Source organism: Embleya sp. NPDC059237 (genome assembly GCF_042754105.1).
Classification (GTDB): Bacteria; Actinomycetota; Actinomycetes; order Streptomycetales; family Streptomycetaceae; genus Embleya.
The window spans coordinates 52,248-67,735 of record NZ_JBHZAE010000009.1 but is presented as its reverse complement, the minus strand read 5'-3'; the positions used below and the strand labels follow the sequence as shown (position 1 = coordinate 67,735).

General features: G+C 72.7%; 15 protein-coding genes and 1 pseudogene. 10 read left to right on the top strand and 6 right to left on the bottom strand.

Translation table 11 applies throughout. The features are described from left to right. Positions 1-67: 67 nt before the first annotated feature. Positions 68-763: a type 1 glutamine amidotransferase domain-containing protein gene (locus ACFXKZ_RS27010; RefSeq protein ID WP_380003598.1), complete on the bottom strand. Its 696-nt coding sequence runs from the start codon at positions 761-763 to the stop codon at positions 68-70. Between the two features lie 132 nt (positions 764-895). Between ACFXKZ_RS27010 and ACFXKZ_RS27005 the strand changes: the two genes are divergently transcribed. Beyond that, entirely contained in the window at positions 896-1,930 is a 1,035-nt protein-coding gene (locus tag ACFXKZ_RS27005) for a LysR family transcriptional regulator (protein WP_380003597.1), read from the top strand. Between the two features lie 30 nt (positions 1,931-1,960). Here ACFXKZ_RS27005 and ACFXKZ_RS27000 read toward each other — a convergent pair whose 3' ends face one another. After that, the gene (locus tag ACFXKZ_RS27000; RefSeq protein WP_380003595.1) at positions 1,961-3,013 is read right to left on the bottom strand and encodes a 2-dehydropantoate 2-reductase; all 1,053 of its coding nucleotides are present in this window, start codon (positions 3,011-3,013) and stop codon (positions 1,961-1,963) included. 322 nt (positions 3,014-3,335) lie between these two features. Between ACFXKZ_RS27000 and ACFXKZ_RS26995 the strand changes: the two are divergent. Beyond that, positions 3,336-3,765 (top strand): annotated as a pseudogene (locus ACFXKZ_RS26995) (sigma factor); the annotation flags it as partial. A 130-nt stretch (positions 3,766-3,895) separates the two neighbouring features. Here ACFXKZ_RS26995 and ACFXKZ_RS26990 read toward each other — a convergent pair. After that, on the bottom strand, positions 3,896-4,285 hold the full coding sequence (locus ACFXKZ_RS26990) for a MerR family transcriptional regulator (RefSeq protein WP_380003593.1): 390 nt from the start codon (positions 4,283-4,285) through the stop codon (positions 3,896-3,898). A 64-nt stretch (positions 4,286-4,349) separates the two neighbouring features. Here ACFXKZ_RS26990 and ACFXKZ_RS26985 point away from each other — a divergent pair, with 64 nt between their 5' ends. From ACFXKZ_RS26985 to ACFXKZ_RS26975, 3 genes are all read left to right on the top strand, one after another. Then, positions 4,350-5,567 carry an MFS transporter gene (locus ACFXKZ_RS26985; protein WP_380003592.1) on the top strand — a complete coding sequence of 406 codons (1,218 nt, stop codon included), beginning with the start codon at positions 4,350-4,352 and terminating at the stop codon, positions 5,565-5,567. 93 nt (positions 5,568-5,660) lie between these two features. Further along, complete coding sequence (locus ACFXKZ_RS26980; RefSeq protein ID WP_380003591.1) at positions 5,661-6,440, top strand: SDR family NAD(P)-dependent oxidoreductase; 780 nt, start codon at positions 5,661-5,663, stop codon at positions 6,438-6,440. A gap of 166 nt (positions 6,441-6,606) precedes the next feature. Then, positions 6,607-7,176 carry a GNAT family N-acetyltransferase gene (locus tag ACFXKZ_RS26975; protein WP_380003589.1) on the top strand — a complete coding sequence of 190 codons (570 nt, stop codon included), beginning with the start codon at positions 6,607-6,609 and terminating at the stop codon, positions 7,174-7,176. A gap of 39 nt (positions 7,177-7,215) precedes the next feature. Here the strand turns inward: ACFXKZ_RS26975 and ACFXKZ_RS26970 are convergent, their stop codons facing one another. Next, positions 7,216-8,682: an MFS transporter gene (locus ACFXKZ_RS26970; protein WP_380003587.1), complete on the bottom strand. Its 1,467-nt coding sequence runs from the start codon at positions 8,680-8,682 to the stop codon at positions 7,216-7,218. 230 nt (positions 8,683-8,912) lie between these two features. On the opposite strand from ACFXKZ_RS26970, the gene ACFXKZ_RS26965 reads away from it, so the two are divergent. Then, positions 8,913-9,290 (top strand): VOC family protein, encoded by a 378-nt coding sequence (locus ACFXKZ_RS26965; protein ID WP_380003585.1) that lies wholly within the window; start codon positions 8,913-8,915, stop codon positions 9,288-9,290. A 72-nt stretch (positions 9,291-9,362) separates the two neighbouring features. On the opposite strand, the gene ACFXKZ_RS26960 is transcribed toward ACFXKZ_RS26965, so the two are convergent. Continuing rightward, positions 9,363-10,793, bottom strand: a complete 1,431-nt coding sequence (locus ACFXKZ_RS26960; RefSeq protein ID WP_380003583.1) for a PLP-dependent aminotransferase family protein — start codon at positions 10,791-10,793, stop codon at positions 9,363-9,365. Here ACFXKZ_RS26960 and ACFXKZ_RS26955 point away from each other — a divergent pair. Further along, positions 10,792-11,709 (top strand): DMT family transporter, encoded by a 918-nt coding sequence (locus tag ACFXKZ_RS26955; RefSeq protein WP_380003582.1) that lies wholly within the window; start codon positions 10,792-10,794, stop codon positions 11,707-11,709. The two genes, ACFXKZ_RS26960 and ACFXKZ_RS26955, sit on opposite strands and share 2 nt — an antisense overlap. 32 nt (positions 11,710-11,741) lie before the next feature. On the opposite strand, the gene ACFXKZ_RS26950 is transcribed toward ACFXKZ_RS26955, so the two are convergent. Beyond that, complete coding sequence (locus ACFXKZ_RS26950; protein ID WP_380003581.1) at positions 11,742-12,647, bottom strand: LysR family transcriptional regulator; 906 nt, start codon at positions 12,645-12,647, stop codon at positions 11,742-11,744. A 159-nt stretch (positions 12,648-12,806) separates the two neighbouring features. Between ACFXKZ_RS26950 and ACFXKZ_RS26945 the strand changes: the two genes are divergently transcribed. From ACFXKZ_RS26945 to ACFXKZ_RS26935, 3 genes are all read left to right on the top strand, one after another. Continuing rightward, complete coding sequence (locus ACFXKZ_RS26945; RefSeq protein ID WP_380003580.1) at positions 12,807-13,742, top strand: NADP-dependent oxidoreductase; 936 nt, start codon at positions 12,807-12,809, stop codon at positions 13,740-13,742. 211 nt (positions 13,743-13,953) lie between these two features. After that, on the top strand, positions 13,954-14,622 hold the full coding sequence (locus ACFXKZ_RS26940) for an alpha/beta fold hydrolase (RefSeq protein WP_380003579.1): 669 nt from the start codon (positions 13,954-13,956) through the stop codon (positions 14,620-14,622). 188 nt (positions 14,623-14,810) lie between these two features. Beyond that, positions 14,811-15,449, top strand: coding sequence for a LysE family translocator (locus tag ACFXKZ_RS26935; RefSeq protein WP_380003578.1), 639 nt, complete (start codon positions 14,811-14,813; stop codon positions 15,447-15,449). Positions 15,450-15,488: the final 39 nt, after the last annotated feature.

Below are 15,488 nucleotides of genomic sequence, written 5' to 3'. Positions count from 1 at the left end.
GCGAATGCCGACCGCGCCACACGGCCCGGGGCGCACCCACGCCCCGGGCCGTGCCGCGCGGGCCGGATCAGCCCAGGGCCTTGACGATCTCCCGGGCGAGCGGGGCCGCCGAGGCCGGGTTCTGGCCGGTGTACAGGTTGTCGTCGACGACCACGTGCGGCGCCCACGGGCCACCCTCGCGGAAGTCGACGCCCAGGTTGATCAGCCGGTCCTGGAGCAGCCAGTGCGCCCGCTCGCCGAAGCCCGCCTGGATCTCCTCGGCATTGGTGAACGCGGTGATCCGACGGCCGGCGAACGGCGACGTGCCGTCCGCGTCCGCCGTGGCCAGCAGTGCCGCCGGCCCGTGGCAGACCACACCCAGCGGCTTGCCCGAGGCCAGCGCCGCGACGAGCAGCGCGCCGGACGTCGCGTCGACCGCCAGGTCCTCCATCGGCCCGTGTCCGCCCGGGTAGAACACGGCCGCATAGTCGGCGAGTTCGACCTCTGCCAGGTTCAGCGGCGCGCGCAGCGCGGCGAACCGGTCCAGGCCCGCGGCGACCTCCGCGGCCCCGTCCGGACCGCCGTTCACATCCGGGGCCAGGCTCGCCGCGTCGACGGTCGGCACCACCCCGCCGGGCGTGGCCACCACGACCTCGTGACCGGCCGCGGTGAACGCCTCGAACGGGGCGACCGCCTCGTCCGCCCAGAAGCCGGTCGGATGCCGGGTACCGTCGGCCAGCGTCCAGTGGTCGGACCCGGTGAGCACGAACAGGATCTTCGCCATCTGTCATTCCTCCATTCGGGGCGGCCGAGCGGGGTATGCCCGGGCGTCCTCGTGCGATCGGCCGGCACGCCCTCGCGCCGTCGCGTCGAACGTAGATCGCCCACCCATCAGGGTTCAAATAGGCTCTCCATCATGAGCCATGCCAATTCCGATGGATCGGTGAGCGCGGAGCCGGCGTCGGAGCCGACGTCCGCTCCGACACCGACGTCCGTCCCGACGCAGGCATCCGACCCGACGCAGGCGTCCGCGATACCGGACGTGCGCGGCCCGCTGGACCTGAGCCTGCTGCGCACCTTCCTGGCCGTACACCGGGCCGGCTCGTTCACCGGTGGCGCCCGGGTCCTGGGCCTGTCCCAGCCCACGGTCACCACCCAGATCCGGGCGCTGGAGCGGCGGCTGGGTCGCACGCTGTTCGAGCGGCTGCCCCGGGGCGTGGCGGCCACACCCGTCGCCGACGACCTGGCGGTGCGGGTGGCGGCGCCGCTGGACGCGCTCGCCGAGGTGACCGAGCCGGACCGGTTCGGCGTCGACCCGCCGGCCGAACCGGTGCACCTGGCCGGTCCCGCCGACATCCTGTGCACACTCGTCCTGCCCGCGCTGGTCCCGCTGATCGAGCGCGGCGTGCTGCTGCGGATCGCCACCGGGCTGACCGACGACCTTCTCGAGGGGTTGCGCGCGGGTCGGCACGACCTCGTGCTGGCCACGATCCGGCCGCGCGGCCGGACGCTGGCCGCCGTACCGCTGATGGACGAGGAGTTCGTACTGGTCGCGGCGCCGGTGTGGGCACGCCGGGTCGACCCGGCGCGGATCGCCGCCGAGGGCCCCGCCGCGCTGCGCGGAATCCCGCTGGTCAGCTACGCCGAGGACCTGCCGATCGCCCGCCGCTACTGGCGACACGTGTTCGGCACCCGGCTCACCGAACGTGCCGCGATCACCGTCCCGGATCTGCGCGGCGTACTGGCCGCGGTGGTCGCCGGCGCGGGCCTGACCGTCCTGCCGCGCTATCTGTGCGCGGCCGAGCTGGCGACCGGCGCGCTGGTACCCCTGCTCACCCCCGACGACCCGCCGATCAACACCGGCTTCCTGGTACGCCGTGCGGGCGCGGCGCAGCACCCGCATCTGGGCCTGGTGGAGCAGCGGTTGATCCGGGCCGCACGGGGGTGGTGAGGCGGGCCGCGATGGGTCGAGCCGCCTCGATCAGGCCGCCGCGACCGCCCGGGTGAGTTCGGCGAGCAGGTCCGCGCCGCTCCAGTGGCGGGATTCGCCCGGCGGGGCGGCCTCGGCCTCGCGGATCAGTTCGATCAGGCGCGCGTTGGCCGGGGCGGTCAGGCCGTTGCGCTCGGCGATGGCCAGGATCTCGCCTTGGACGCTGTCTATCTCGGTGGGCCGGCCGCGTTCCAGGTCCTCCCACATCGAGGAACGCGCCTGCGCGTCCACCCGCAGGGTCGAACTCGCCAACCGGCGGAACAGCGGGTCGGGCAGCGAGAGCAGTTGTCGGGTGCGCGCGGCGGAGGCGGGGCCGAGCTTGGCCGGGTGGATGCCCGCGGCCCGGAAGGCGGCCAGCGCCTCGCCCTGGCACAGCGCGAGGCAGGCCCGGTAGTCGCGCCGGCCGAGTTGGTCGCGCAGCGGCAGGCCGGACAGCGCGTTGATTGCGTTGTTCAGGTTCATCAGCAGCTTGGCGTGTTGTACCTCGGGCATGTCCTCGCGGACCTGGATCGGTACGCCCGCCTCGACCAGCACGTCGACCAGCGGCAGCGCCCGGGGGTTCGCGTCGATCATCAACGCGCCCGAAGTGCCCTGGTGGAACACGGCGGGCTCGGTGCGTACGACGTTGAACGGGACCATGCCGGCCAACACGGTGTGCGCGGGCAGCGCGGCGCGCAACACGGCGGGATTGCGCACCCCGTTCTGCAGGCTGACCACGAGCGCGGCCGGGCTCAGCCGCCCCGCCAGTTCCCGGCCGGCCTCGGCGGTCGCCGCCGACTTGACGGTGACCAGCACGAAGTCGGCGCCGGCGACCGCGTCGGGCGTGGTGGCCACGGTCAGCCGCTCCGGTTCGACCACCGTCGGGGGCCGGCCCCCGCCCGTGACCGTCAACCCGTCCCGGAGCGCGTCGGCGAGGGCCGGTCGGCCGATGAGCGTGACGTCGGCGAATGCGGCGAGCCGACCGCCCAGGTAGCCGCCGATGCTGCCGGCGCCGAAGATCGCGATCCGGGTACGGGGCCGCGAACGGGGAGCGGGTTGGGACATCTACAACCTCCGCCTACGGGTGGCACGGGCCAGGGGCCGGCCAGGGAACCAATCCGCAAGGGTACGTCCCCGCACCGCACCCGTGTTCGAGGTGTCCGGGGCCGGCGCGTGGGCCGATGTGCGCTCGACCCTGCCGTTGGCGGCAGGGTCGGAGCATCGCCCCATGAACACCACCGAAACCCCCACCGCCGGCCCCCGCATCGTGCTGATCACCGGCGCAGGCACCGGCATCGGCCGGGCCACCCGCGCGTACGCCGCCGAAGGCGCGCACGTGATCGCCGTCGGCCGACGCCGCGAACCCCTCGCCGAGACCGACGGCGTGATGTTCCGGGAAGGCGTCGGGGCGGCCCGCACCCGGGAGTTCGAGGAGTTGCGGCCGCTGCTGTTCTCGATCGCCTACCGCCTCCTCGGCAGCGTCGGCGAGGCCGAGGACGCGGCACGGAGACCTGGCTGCGCTACGAGACGTCGCCGACCCGGCCCGTGTCGGCGAAGGCGTTCCTGTCCGCCGTGGTCACCCGGATCTCGATCGACGTGTTGCGGTCGGCGCGGGTGCGGCGGGAGGAGTACGTCGGGCTTGGTTGCCCGAGCCGCTGCCGACCGACCCGTACCAGGACCCGGAACGGTCGGCGGAATCGGCCGACTCCATCTCGATGGCGGCCCTGTTGTTGCCGGAGCGGTCGAGTCCGCTGGAGCGCGCGGTCTTCGTGCTGCGCGAGGTGTTCGCGTTCGGCTTCCCGGAGATCGCGGCGGCTTGAACGGGAAGGGTGGGCAAGGGGCTTGGGGCCCGGGGGGACGGCCCGGGTGCGGAGTTGGTGGGCGTGTTCGAGTGGTGTGGGGCAAGGGACGGGCCCGGGCAGGGGGCGGTACCCACGCCGGGGGTCGTCAGGAGGGGGCCGTGGTGGTTTCCAAGGGGCGGTCGGTGCGGACTGCGTCCAGGTATTCGGCGATCGCGTCTCGGTTGCGGATCAGGCAGTTGACGCGTTCGGTCATTCGATCGCGCTCGTGTTCGAGCGTGGCGATCATCTCCGGCGTCGCGTCGGGGAAGTGGATGATCCTCGGCTTGTCGAGGCAGGGGAGGATCTGTCGGATGATCCGGGTCGGCAATCCGGCGTCGAGCAGGCCCCTGATCTGCATCACCCGGTCCACGAAGAACTCGTCGTAGTCCCGGTATCCGTTCGCCGAACGATCGGCGACGATCAGGCCCTGTTCCTCGTAGTAGCGCAGCAGTCGTCGGGGGGTACCGGTGCGCTCCGACAACTCTCCGATACGCATGTGATCCACCTCACGTCTCGTCGCTTGACCTTCACATCAATGTGAGGGTTCGAGCATACGCAGCATGAGCAACGACATCACCGCACAATCACCTTCCCACACCACGATCGCCCACCGAAAGCTGCCGATGGGCGCGCTGTTGGCACTGGCCACCGCGGTGTTCACGACCAGCCTGACCGAGACGCTGCCGGCCGGGGTGCTGCCCGCGATGAGTTCCGATCTCGGGGTCGGCGAATCCGCGATGGGCCAATCCGTGACGATCTACGCGATCGGCACCGCGCTGACCGCGATCCCGCTGTCGGCCGCCACCGCCGGCTGGCGTCGCAAGCGGCTGTTGCTGACCGCGATGGGCGGTTTCGCGGCGGCCAACACGGTCACCGCGGTCTCGGCGAACTACCCGCTCACCATGGTCGCCCGCTTCGTGGCCGGCGTGGCCGCGGGCGTGGCCTGGGCGCTGCTGGCCGGATACGCCCGCCGCCTGGCGCCCCCGCACCTTCAGGGTCGGGCGATCGCCATCGTCATGGCCGGCATCCCCGTCGCGCTGTCCCTCGGGGTACCGGCCGGCACCTTCCTCGGCGACGCGTTCGGCTGGCGCACCACCTTCTGGATCATGACCGCGCTGGCGGTGCTGCTGATCGGCTGGATCGTCGCGCTCGTCCCCGACCACCCCGGCCAACGCCCGGACGAACGTAAGCCCCTGCTGCGCACGGTGGCCATTCCCGGGGTGGGCCCTGTCCTGTTCGTCACGCTGGTGTTCGTATTGGCGCACACCATCCACTACACCTACATCGCCTCCTACCTCGACCACGTCGACATGGACGGCTCCACCGACCTGGTCCTGCTCGTATTCGGCGGCGCGTCGCTGGTGAGCATCTGGATCGTCGGCGCGCAGATCCACGGGCGGCTGCGCGCGCTCACCATCGCCGCCACGCTGCTGTTCGCCGCCGGAGCCGGGGTGCTCGCGGTGCTCTCCGACAGCCACGCCATGGTCTATCTCGCGGCGATCCTGTGGGGCCTGGGCTGGGGCGGCGCACCCACGCTCCTCCAGACCGCCGTCGGCGAGGCGGGCGGCGAGGACGCGGACGCGGCGCAGGCCATGCTCGTCACGCTGTGGAACGTGGCGATGGCCGGCGGCGGTGTGGTCGGTGCGATCCTGCTCGACGCACTCGGCGCCACGTCCTTCCCGTGGAGCGTGTTGGTGCTGCTCGTCCCGGTCCTGGCCGTGGTGATCGGCGCCCGTACACACGGCTTCCCCGCCCGACGCGGCTCCTCCGGCGAGTGATCCGAAACGCCGGTCGACGCCCCTGCGGCACCGCCCGACGACCCGGCCCGACCCCCGCCTCCACGACGGGGATCGAGTCACTAGGGTGCGGACATGAGCGCGCAGGGATATCTCTCCGAACTGTTCTCGCTGGACGGCCGGGTCGCCGTGGTGACCGGCGGCAGCTCCGGCATCGGCCGGGCCATCGCCGGGGCGCTCGCCCGGGCGGGCGCGAGTGTCGTGGTCCTCGCCCGGCGCGAGGCCGAACTGGTGGCCACCGTCGACGAGTTGACCGCCCGAGGAGCCAAGGCGGCCTGGGTGAGCGCCGACCTGGGCAGCCGCGCCGGGGTACGGACCGCGGCCGACGCGGCGGCCGAGATCTTCGGTGAACCCGACATCGTGGTCAACAGCGCCGGGATCAACCTGCGCCCGCCGATGGGCGACATCGACGACGACGTGTGGGACACCACGATGGCGGTGAACCTGACGGCGCCCTACCTGCTCGGGCAGCGGTTCGGCCCCGGCATGGCCGAGCGCGGCTACGGCCGGCTCATCCACGTCTCCTCGCAGCAGGCACACCGCGCGTTCGTGCAAAGCGGCGTCTACGGCGTGTCCAAGGGCGGGTTGGAGTCGCTGGCCCGCTCCCAGGCCGAGGCCTGGTCGCCGCACGGCGTCACTGCCAACACGCTGGTGCCGGGGTTCGTGATGACCCCGCTCAACGCCCGACTGTCCGCCGACCCGGAGCGGGTCGCCGCGCTGGCCGCCCGCACCATGGTCGGACGCAACGGCGTGGCCGAGGACTTCGCCGCCGCCGCGGTGTTCCTGGCGAGTGCCGGTTCGGCGTATGTCACCGGCCAGTCGATCTTCGTCGACGGCGGACTCTCGGTGCATTGAGCCCTTCGGGCTCGGCGGGGTGAAAGCCCGGGGAGCGGCGCGGGAGCGCCCGGTCCCGGGGTGGGCGAGGTCGGCGCGAGGCGGGGCCGCGTCCGAACGGGCGATTGCGGCAGGGGCGGCGGGAAATGCGATGGACGGCCGCTCGACCGTCGCCGATGATCCGCTGGTGAACAATCCCGCTGATGCCTCCCGACCCCCGTCCACCACCTCCGAGCGGCAGGTCCGCTGGATCCCGCTGGTCGGCCGACCGCTGACCGCCCTGCTGGCCGGGAACTTGGCCGAGGCCCGTGAGCAGACCGGCCTCGACCTGCCCGAGTTCTTCGTGTCCGAAGAGGCGCGTTGGTTGTGGCGATACCGCTTCGACCAGGTGACCGCCGACCCGGCGAGCGCCCCGTGGCTGGTCCGGGCGGCGGTCTCCGAACCGGACGGCGCGGTGGTCGGCTACGCCGGCTATCACGGGCCGCCGGACGAGAACGGCATGGTGGAGATCGGCTACACCGTGGTGCCGGAGGCGCGCCGCCGAGGCTACGCGCGGGCGATGCTCGGGTCGCTGCTCGTACGCGCGGCCGAGGAGCCCGACGTGCGGATCGTCCGGGTGACCATCTCCCCCGACAACTCCGCGTCGCTCGCGACCATCCAGGGCTTCGGCTTCGTCGAGACGGGCGAGCAGATGGACGAGGAGGACGGCCTCGAAATCATCTACGAGGTCCCGGCCGATCGCATCCCGACCACCTGACCGACCCCGTCCCGGGCGGTGCGGCCGACCCACCCGTGGTCAGGACGCGCCGGCCCGGGAGCCCTCGGCGGCCGAATCCCGCCCCGCCGCCCGGTCGCCGCTCCCCGCCCGCCGGAAGTTCAGCGCGACCAGCGCGGCTGCCCCCGCACCGACGGCCGCGCCGAACACCGCGACGCGCAGGCCGTGTGCGGTCGCCACCCGCAGCGCCTCACCGCTCCGGCCGCCGCCCGTCCCGGAGTTGGCCAGTGCGACCAGTACGGCCAGGCCCATCGCCCCGCCGACCTGTTGCCCCGTGGACGCCATTCCCGACGCGACGCCCTGCTCCGCGGCCGGCACACCGGTCGCGGTGGCGGCGAACATCGTGGTGTAGACGACGCCTTGGCCGAGCCCGAAGACCAGCAGGCCGGGAACCAGGTCGAGGTAGGCGCCGTGTGCGGAGATACCCAGGCCGATCGCGACCAGGCCGAGTGCGCTCGCGGCCAGACTGACGAGCAGCGTGGACCGTACGCCGAACCGGGTCGCCGCCCGGCCGCCGAGCAGCGAGCCGAGGAAGCCCCCACCCAGCGGGATCAGGAACGCGAAGCCGGTGCGCAGCGCGCCATACCCGTGTACACCTTGAAAGTAGACGGTCAGGAAGTACGGCAGCGTGCCGAGCGTGGCCATGAACAGGAACGTCACGGCCATCCCGGTGCCCAGGTTGCGGTTGCGCGGCAGGTGCGGCGGCATCAGCGGGTCGGCGGTGTGCCGCTCGATCGGCGACAACGCGGCGAGGGCGACGATCCCGACCGCGCCGGCGGCGAGTACGCGCGGTGCGGTCCAGCCCTGTTCGGGCCCCTGCACGAGGGCGAAGACGATCGACGTGGAGCCGACCGTCGCGGTCAGCGCTCCGGGCACGTCGAAGCGGCGGCCGACGGAGCGGTCCGGATCGGCCGGCAGTGCGACGAACGCGAGCAGCGCGGCGCAGCCGGCCAGGGGCACGTTGACGAAGAACACCGCCTGCCAACCCAGCGCCTGGGTGAGTACGCCGCCGAGCAGCGAACCGAGGATCAGCCCGCCGGAGCCGGTCGCGGCCCACACGGAGAGCGCCCGATTGCGCGCCCGGCCCTCCGCGAACGTGGTGTTGACCAGGGACAACGTGGCGGGGAAGAGGAGAGCGGCGCCCAGGCCCTGCCCGGCGCGGGCGGCGATCAGCGCTCCGGGGACGCCGGCCAGACCGCCCGCGAGGGAGGCGATCGCAAACAGGCCCATGCCGAGCACGAACATCCGCCGCCGGCCCAGCAGATCGGCCATCCGGCCGCCGAGCAGCAAAAACGCGCCGAAGACCACCGCATACGCACTCACCACCCACTGGAGGGTCTGCGCCGAGAAGCCGACGCCCGCGCCGATGTCGGGCAGCGCGACATACACGATGTTGTAGTCGAGCGAGGTGATCAGACTCGCGAAGGCGAGCAACGCAAGGGCGGCGCCGGGCCGGCGCAGACCGGGAGCGGTGTCGGATGCGGGCATGGCGAAGCCTTCCGGGCAGGGCGGGGAGGTCGCCGGTGGCCGTCCGAAAGGCGCCGGCGGTGACTGTCCGAACGCTGCCACGACCACGCCCCACGCAGCAGTGGAGCGCCCACCCTGGGATCGCCGGTCCCTGGATGTCCGGGTCTCTGCCGGCCGGTCGTCCGGCGATCGAGGATCAGGGGACACGGCGCGGGCCGGCCCCCGACGCGCCGCCCAGCCGAGGAGTCGAGATGCCGGTACAGCTCAACCACACCATCGTCGTCGCCACCGACAAGCGCCGCTCCGCCGCCTTCCTGGCGCATGTCCTGGGTCTGACCGTCGGCGCGCCCTACGGCCCGTTCCTCCCGGTCGGCACGGCGAACGGGGTCACCCTCGACTTCTGGGACGCGCCCGAGGAGCGGGTGACCCCGCAGCACTACGCGTTCCTGGTCGAGGAGGCCGAGTTCGACGCGATCGTGGACCGGCTGCGCAGCGCCGGGGTGAGCGTGTACGCCGATCCGCACCGGCGCCTGGCCGGACGAATCAACACGTGGAACGGCGGCCGAGGCGCGTTCTTCGCCGACCCGGACGGCCACAACATGGAGATCATCACCCGGCCGTACACCTGACGGTGGCGGTCGATGGGCGAGGCAAGGGTGGTTCCGAAGCATGCTCCCGGTCGGGCGGGCCCGACCGGGCCCTCAAGCCTGCCCGGTGTAGGCCCGATACAGCCGCTCCACGCCCTCGACGAGCCGCTCCGGGCCCTCGGCGCACGCGTACCCCACGCGCAGGTACGGGGCCGGGGGCTCGGCGGTGAAGTAGCCCGGTCCGGGCGTGACCGCGACGCCCGCGCGCAGCGCGGCCGAGGTCAGCGCCCGGACGTCCCGACCGTCGGGCAGCCGCAGCCAGAAGTGGTAGCCGCCGTACGGCAGTCGGGCCGGCAGCAGTTCGGGCAGCAGCCGGGTCAGCGCGTCGACCACGACCCGGCGTCGATCGCGCAGCGCGATGCCCAGCGTGCGCAGGTGTTGCGGCCAGCCCGGGGCGCAGACCAGTTGCAGGGCGGTCTCCTGGAGCACGCGCGGCACGAAGAAACTGTCCACCGCCAGGACGGCGCGCAGCCGCTCGAACGCCGGTCCGCGCGCGACGAGGGCGGCGACCCGCAGGCTGGGCGAGCCGGCCTTGGTCAGCGAACGGATGTGCACCACCACGCCGTTCGGGTCGTCGGCGGCCAACGGCGCGGGCAGCGGCGGCGCGTCGGCGTGCCCGAGCCGGCGGGCGAAGTCGTCCTCCAGGACGAACGCGCCCGCCGCGTGCGCGATGCGCACCACCTCCGCGCGCCGCTCGGGGGCGAGCACCGTACCGGTCGGGTTCTGGAACAGCGGCTGGCAGACGAACGCGCGCGCCCGGGTGGCCGCGAACGCGTCGGCGAGCAGATCGGTACGCACCCCGTCGGCGTCCACCGGCACCGGCACCGGGCGCAGCCCGGCGGCCTGGGCGACGGCCAGTATGCCGGGGTAGGTCGGCGATTCGACCAGTACCGGCGACCCGGGCGCGACCAGCGAACGCAGCGCCGTGGTCAGCGCGTTCTGCCCGCCGGCGGTGATCAGCACATCCGAGCCGGCGACCGCGCCGCCGATGTCCCGGGCGAACCAGGCACGCAGTTCGGTCAGGCCCTCGATGGGCGGGCGCTCCCACGCGCCGGGGCGCCGGCCGGCCCGGGACAGCGCGGCGGCCAGCGCGCGCTCGGGTTGCAGCGACGGGTGCAGATAGCCGCTGTTGAGGTCGATCACCTCGGGCGGGGCCACCGCGAGCGCGGACAACACGCCGGTCGCGTCCGGGCTGCGCCGGGGCGGGAGGCCGGGTTCGGCGCTGAGCGCAACCTCCTGCCAGGAGGTGTCGCCGGTCGCCGGCACCCGGCGGGTCGGCTCGGCGCGGTAGACGCCGGCACCGGGGCGGGAGACGACCAGGCCCTCGGCGGCGAGTGCGGCCATCGCGCGGGAGACGGTCACCGGGCTGACCCGATGGCGCTCGACGAGCGAACGACTGGACGGCAGCTTCTCGCCTACCGAGTAGCGGTCCAACTCACCACGCAGGAGCGCCACCAGATCGACCGCACCGCTACTGTTGTGCATGACAGCACAGAATAGCGCTATCCGCCCGGCGTCGGTAGCGGCCGGCGGAACGGCCCTGGCCGCACTGGCGATCCTGGCCTTCTCGCTCAGCTTCCCGGCCACCGTCTGGGCCCTGGAGAGCTTCGGCCCGTGGAGCGTCACGGGTCTGCGCGGCCTGCTCGCCGCGCTGTTGGCCGGGGCGGCGCTGCTCGCCGTACGCGCGCCGCTGCCCGGTCGGGCGGACCGGCTCGGCCTGGTCGTGGTCGCCGTCGGCTGCGTCCTCGGTTTCCCGCTGCTCACCACGCTCGCGCTGCAGACCTCGTCGACCGCGCACTCCGCGGTGGTGATCGGCCTGCTGCCGCTGGCCACCACGGTGTGCTCGGTGTTGCGCACCGGCGAGCGGCCGAGCCGGACCTTCTGGGCGGCGGCGCTCGCGGGGGCCGCGGTGGTCCTGGCCTTCGCGGTGACCCGGAGCAGCGGCGGCATCGGCCTGGCGGACGGGTACCTGTTCGCGGCCCTGGTGTTGTGCGCGGCCGGCTACGCCGAGGGCGGCCGACTGGCCGGACACCTCCCCGGATGGCAGGTGATCGCGTGGGGCGTGGTGGCGGCGTCACCGTTCACCGCGGCGACCGCCGCGGCGGGCCTGGCCACCGAGCCGGTCCACCTCGGCGGCCACGGCGTCGCCGGCGTGCTCTACCTCGCGGCCGTCTCGCAGTTCCTCGGCTTCGTGGTGCTGTACCGGGGCATGGCGAGCATCGGCGTCCCGGCCGCCAGCCAACTGCAACTGGCCCAACCGCTACTGACGTTGCTCTGGGCGGTACTGATCCTGAACGAAACCCTGACCCCCTCGACACCCCTCACCGCCCTCGCCGTCCTGGCCTGCATCGTCCTCACCCAACGCACGAGATCGACACCGCCGCAGGGATCGAACGACTAGGGTGCGGGCGCGAGTTCGGGGCGGGAGGTGGATCACGTCGAGGCGCCCTCCGGGATGCCGGCGACCTCGCGCACGGTCTCGACGAACGCGCGTACCCGGGGCATCTGCCCGGCGCTCGGCCACAGCAGCCCGTAGGCGACCGGTGGGGCATCCCGGAAAGGGACGAATGCGACGCCGGGGCGGGCGTGGTAGTGGGCGGCGCGGGCGGAGACGGGAAACACGCCCTTGCCGGCCGCGACGAGGGTGAGCACTTCCGGCCAGAACGTGGTGACCGGTCCTCGGGGTATCGGCCGGCCCGAGGGCGTGTGGGTCGGGAAGTGGTGGTCCAGCCAACCCTGCGGAATCCTTCCGGCGACCGTCACCAGCGGTGCGTGGGCGAGGTCTTCCAGCGACAGGGTCTCCCGCCGGGCGAAGGGGTGGGCGGCGGGCACCATCAGGGCCCGAAGTTCGGAGAAGACCACGGGACCGGCCCGGATGTCGGGCTCGTCGATCGGGAACTCGGTGATCTGGAGCTGGAGTTCACCGGACCGCAGGGCGCCGAGCGGATCGCCGAGCCCGACCTCGCGCACCCGGACGTCACAGTCGGGATGACGGGCCCGGAACACGTCGCCGGCATGGACGACGAGATCACCCACCCACGGCGTGGAGTAGCCGACGTGCACGGTGTCGGTGATCCCCCGCCCGGTCGCGATCGCCCGCGCGATCGCGCGTTGGGTCTGCTCGTATGCGGGCAGCAGGTCGTCGCGGAGCTGCCGCCCGGTCGGGGTCAGGGCCACCCGACGGCTGGTGCGTTCGAACAGCGGTACCCCGATGCGGCGTTCCAGCTTCTTGATCGTCTGACTCACCCGACCCTGCGCCAGCCCCAGCCGCGCGGAGGTCCGCCGGAAGTGCAGCTCCTCGGCGAGCGTCAGAAAGGTCTCGATTTCGTGCCGTTCCACCGTCGCCTCCATTGGTGAGTTCGGATCACCGACCCTTGCACACTTCGGCCTTGATCCGAACCGGGCGAAGATCGACAGTGATCACGATCGAAAAAATCGTGCGGACCGACCGTGCGAGCAGCGCGCTCTCGTTCCGGAGGGCCGGAAAAGGAGCGGACCATGCGTGCCATCGGCCAGGACTCGTTCGGCGGCCCCGAAGTGCTGAGGATCGTCGAGGTGGCGCGCCCCGAGCCGGGGCCGGCCGAGGTACTGGTGCGAGTACACGCGGCGGGGGTCAACCCGACCGACTGGTGGCACCGCGCCACCGGTGGACTGGCGGGCGACGTCCCGATCCGGCTCGGCTGGGACGTGTCGGGCGTGATCGAGGCCGTCGGGCCCGGCGTGACCCTGTTCGAGCCCGGCGACGAGGTGTTCGGCATGCCGTGCCAGCCGCGTCCGGCGGGGACGTACGCCGAATACGTGGTCTCGCCCGCACGGCACCTGGTCGCCAAACCGGCCGGGCTCTCGCATGTGGAGGCCGCCGCGTTGCCGCTGGCCGCGCTCACCGCGTGGCAGGCGCTGGTCGACACCGCCGATGTTCGTCCCGGTGGGCGGGTACTGATCCACGCCGCGGCGGGCGGTGTCGGGCATCTCGCCGTACAGATCGCCAAGGCCCGTGGTGCGTACGTGATCGGCACCGCCCGTGCGGCCAAGCACGACTTCGTGCGAGGGCTGGGCGCCGACGAGACGATCGACTACACCGAGGTCGACTTCGCGTCGGCGGTCGCGGACATCGACGTCGTGCTCGACACCATCGGCGGCGACTACGGACCACGCTCCCTTCGGACGCTGCGCACGGGCGGCATCGTCGTCTCGCTCGCCTCCCCGGCCGAAGCGAACCTGGCCGTCGAGGCCCGCTCCCTCGGACTGCGCTCCACCTTCATGATCACCGAAGCCGACCAGGCCGGTATGCGGGAGATCGCCTCCCTCGTGGCCTCCGGCCTGCTGCGGGCCGAGATCGCCGCGACCGTGCCCTTCGACCAGGTGGCCAAGGCGCACGAGATCGGTGAGACGGGCCGCACCACCGGAAAGATCGTGCTCACCGTCGCCGACTGATGCGATCGAGTGCTCGTCAGGACGCGTGCGCGGCGTCCACGCCGGCCACCAGGGGTGTGAGCTCGTCGGCCGGCCCGCGGCCAAGCGGGGTCGGCGTCACCCGACGGGTGTACCGACCCGTCCGACCGAACCCCCTCCCGGGGCCACCGAACCGCCGAAAGGATCGCCCTCCCATGCCCGATCACTCCTTCCCCGCACCACGAGGCGACCGATGACCACCTTCGTCCTCGTCCCCGGCGCCTGGCACGGCGCCTGGACCTTCCAGCCTCTGGCCCGGCGGTTGCGCGAGCACGGCCACGACGCCTACCCCCTGACCCTGACCGGCGTCGGCGACCGGAAACATCTGCTCACGGCCTCGGTCAACCTCGACACCCACATCGACGACGTGCTGAACCTCCTGGCGGACGAGCGGATCACCGACGCCGTACTCGTCGGGCACAGTTACGGCGGAATGGTGATCACCGGCGCCGCCGACCGGGCGCCGGATCGGGTGCGAGGGCTCGTCCATGTCGACGCCCTGGTGCCCCAAGACGGCGAATCGTGCTGGTCCCTGGTCAACGACCAGGAGCGCGAGTGGTATCTCCGGGGCATCGGCCGCGACGGATACTCCAGTGCGCCCCTGCCGTTCTTCGATCCACGGGCCACGCCGCACCCGCTGGCCTCGCTGATGCAGGCTGTGCGGCTCGAAGGCGGCCTCGACCGGGTGGCGCGGCGGGACTTCGTATACGCGACCGGCTGGGACGGAGAGTCGCCCTTCGAGGAGGTTCATCGGCGACTGGCACAGGACCCCACCTGGCATGTGCACAGCGTCGCGTCCGGCCACAACGTGATGCGCGACGCCCCGGACGAACTCCTGAAAATCCTCCTCGACGCCGCCTGATCGCTCATCGTGCCGCCCGAGAGCCTCCTGGATGTCCAGGAGCTCTACGACACCTACTTCACCGACAGCGTGTCCTGGAACGCGCGCCAGGTCCTGAACCCGCCTCCCCGAGACCGCCGTCACACTCCCGGCGCGGCGCCCGGGGAAATGGGTGGCCGGGCGGGTTGTCTCGGGGTCAGGATGCCGGGATGACTCATACGTTGTTGGCGTTTCTGGGTGCCTGTGCGTTGATCGCGGCCAGCCCGGGGCCGAGTTCGGTATTGATCATTCGGCATTCGTTGCGAAGTCGGCGGGCCGGGTTCGCGGCCGTGCTCGGGAACGAGAGCGGGGTGTTCCTCTGGGGGCTCGCGGCGGCCTTCGGGCTGACCGGGTTGTTGGCGGCGTCGCACTTGGCCTACGACATCATGCGCATCGTCGGGGCCGTGGTGCTGGTCGGGTTCGGGGTGCAGGCCATCCGGGCGGCGCGGCGGGACGGGCTGACCGGGTTCACCGCCGCGGCCGAGGGGGCGGCGGGCGAGGAGGAGTCGGGCGGCGGGTGGCGGGCCTATCGGGCGGCCTTGACGCTGAACCTGGCCAATCCGAAGGCGGCGGTGTTCGCGATGTCGTTCCTGCCCCAGTTCGTCCCGAGCGGTTCGCCGCAACTGCCCACGATGGTCGTGCTGGCCGCGATCTGGGCCACCTTCGAGATCGGCTTCTACGGCCTGTACGTGTGGTTCGTCGGCCGCATGCGCACCGTGCTCGGCCGGGCCAAGGTGCGGCGCCGGCTGGAGCAGACGTCCGGCGGGGTAATGGTCGCACTGGGCATCCGGATGGCCGTGGAGTCGTAGCCGGGACGGGTCCGCGGGGCCGCCGTCCGCCGCGGCCGG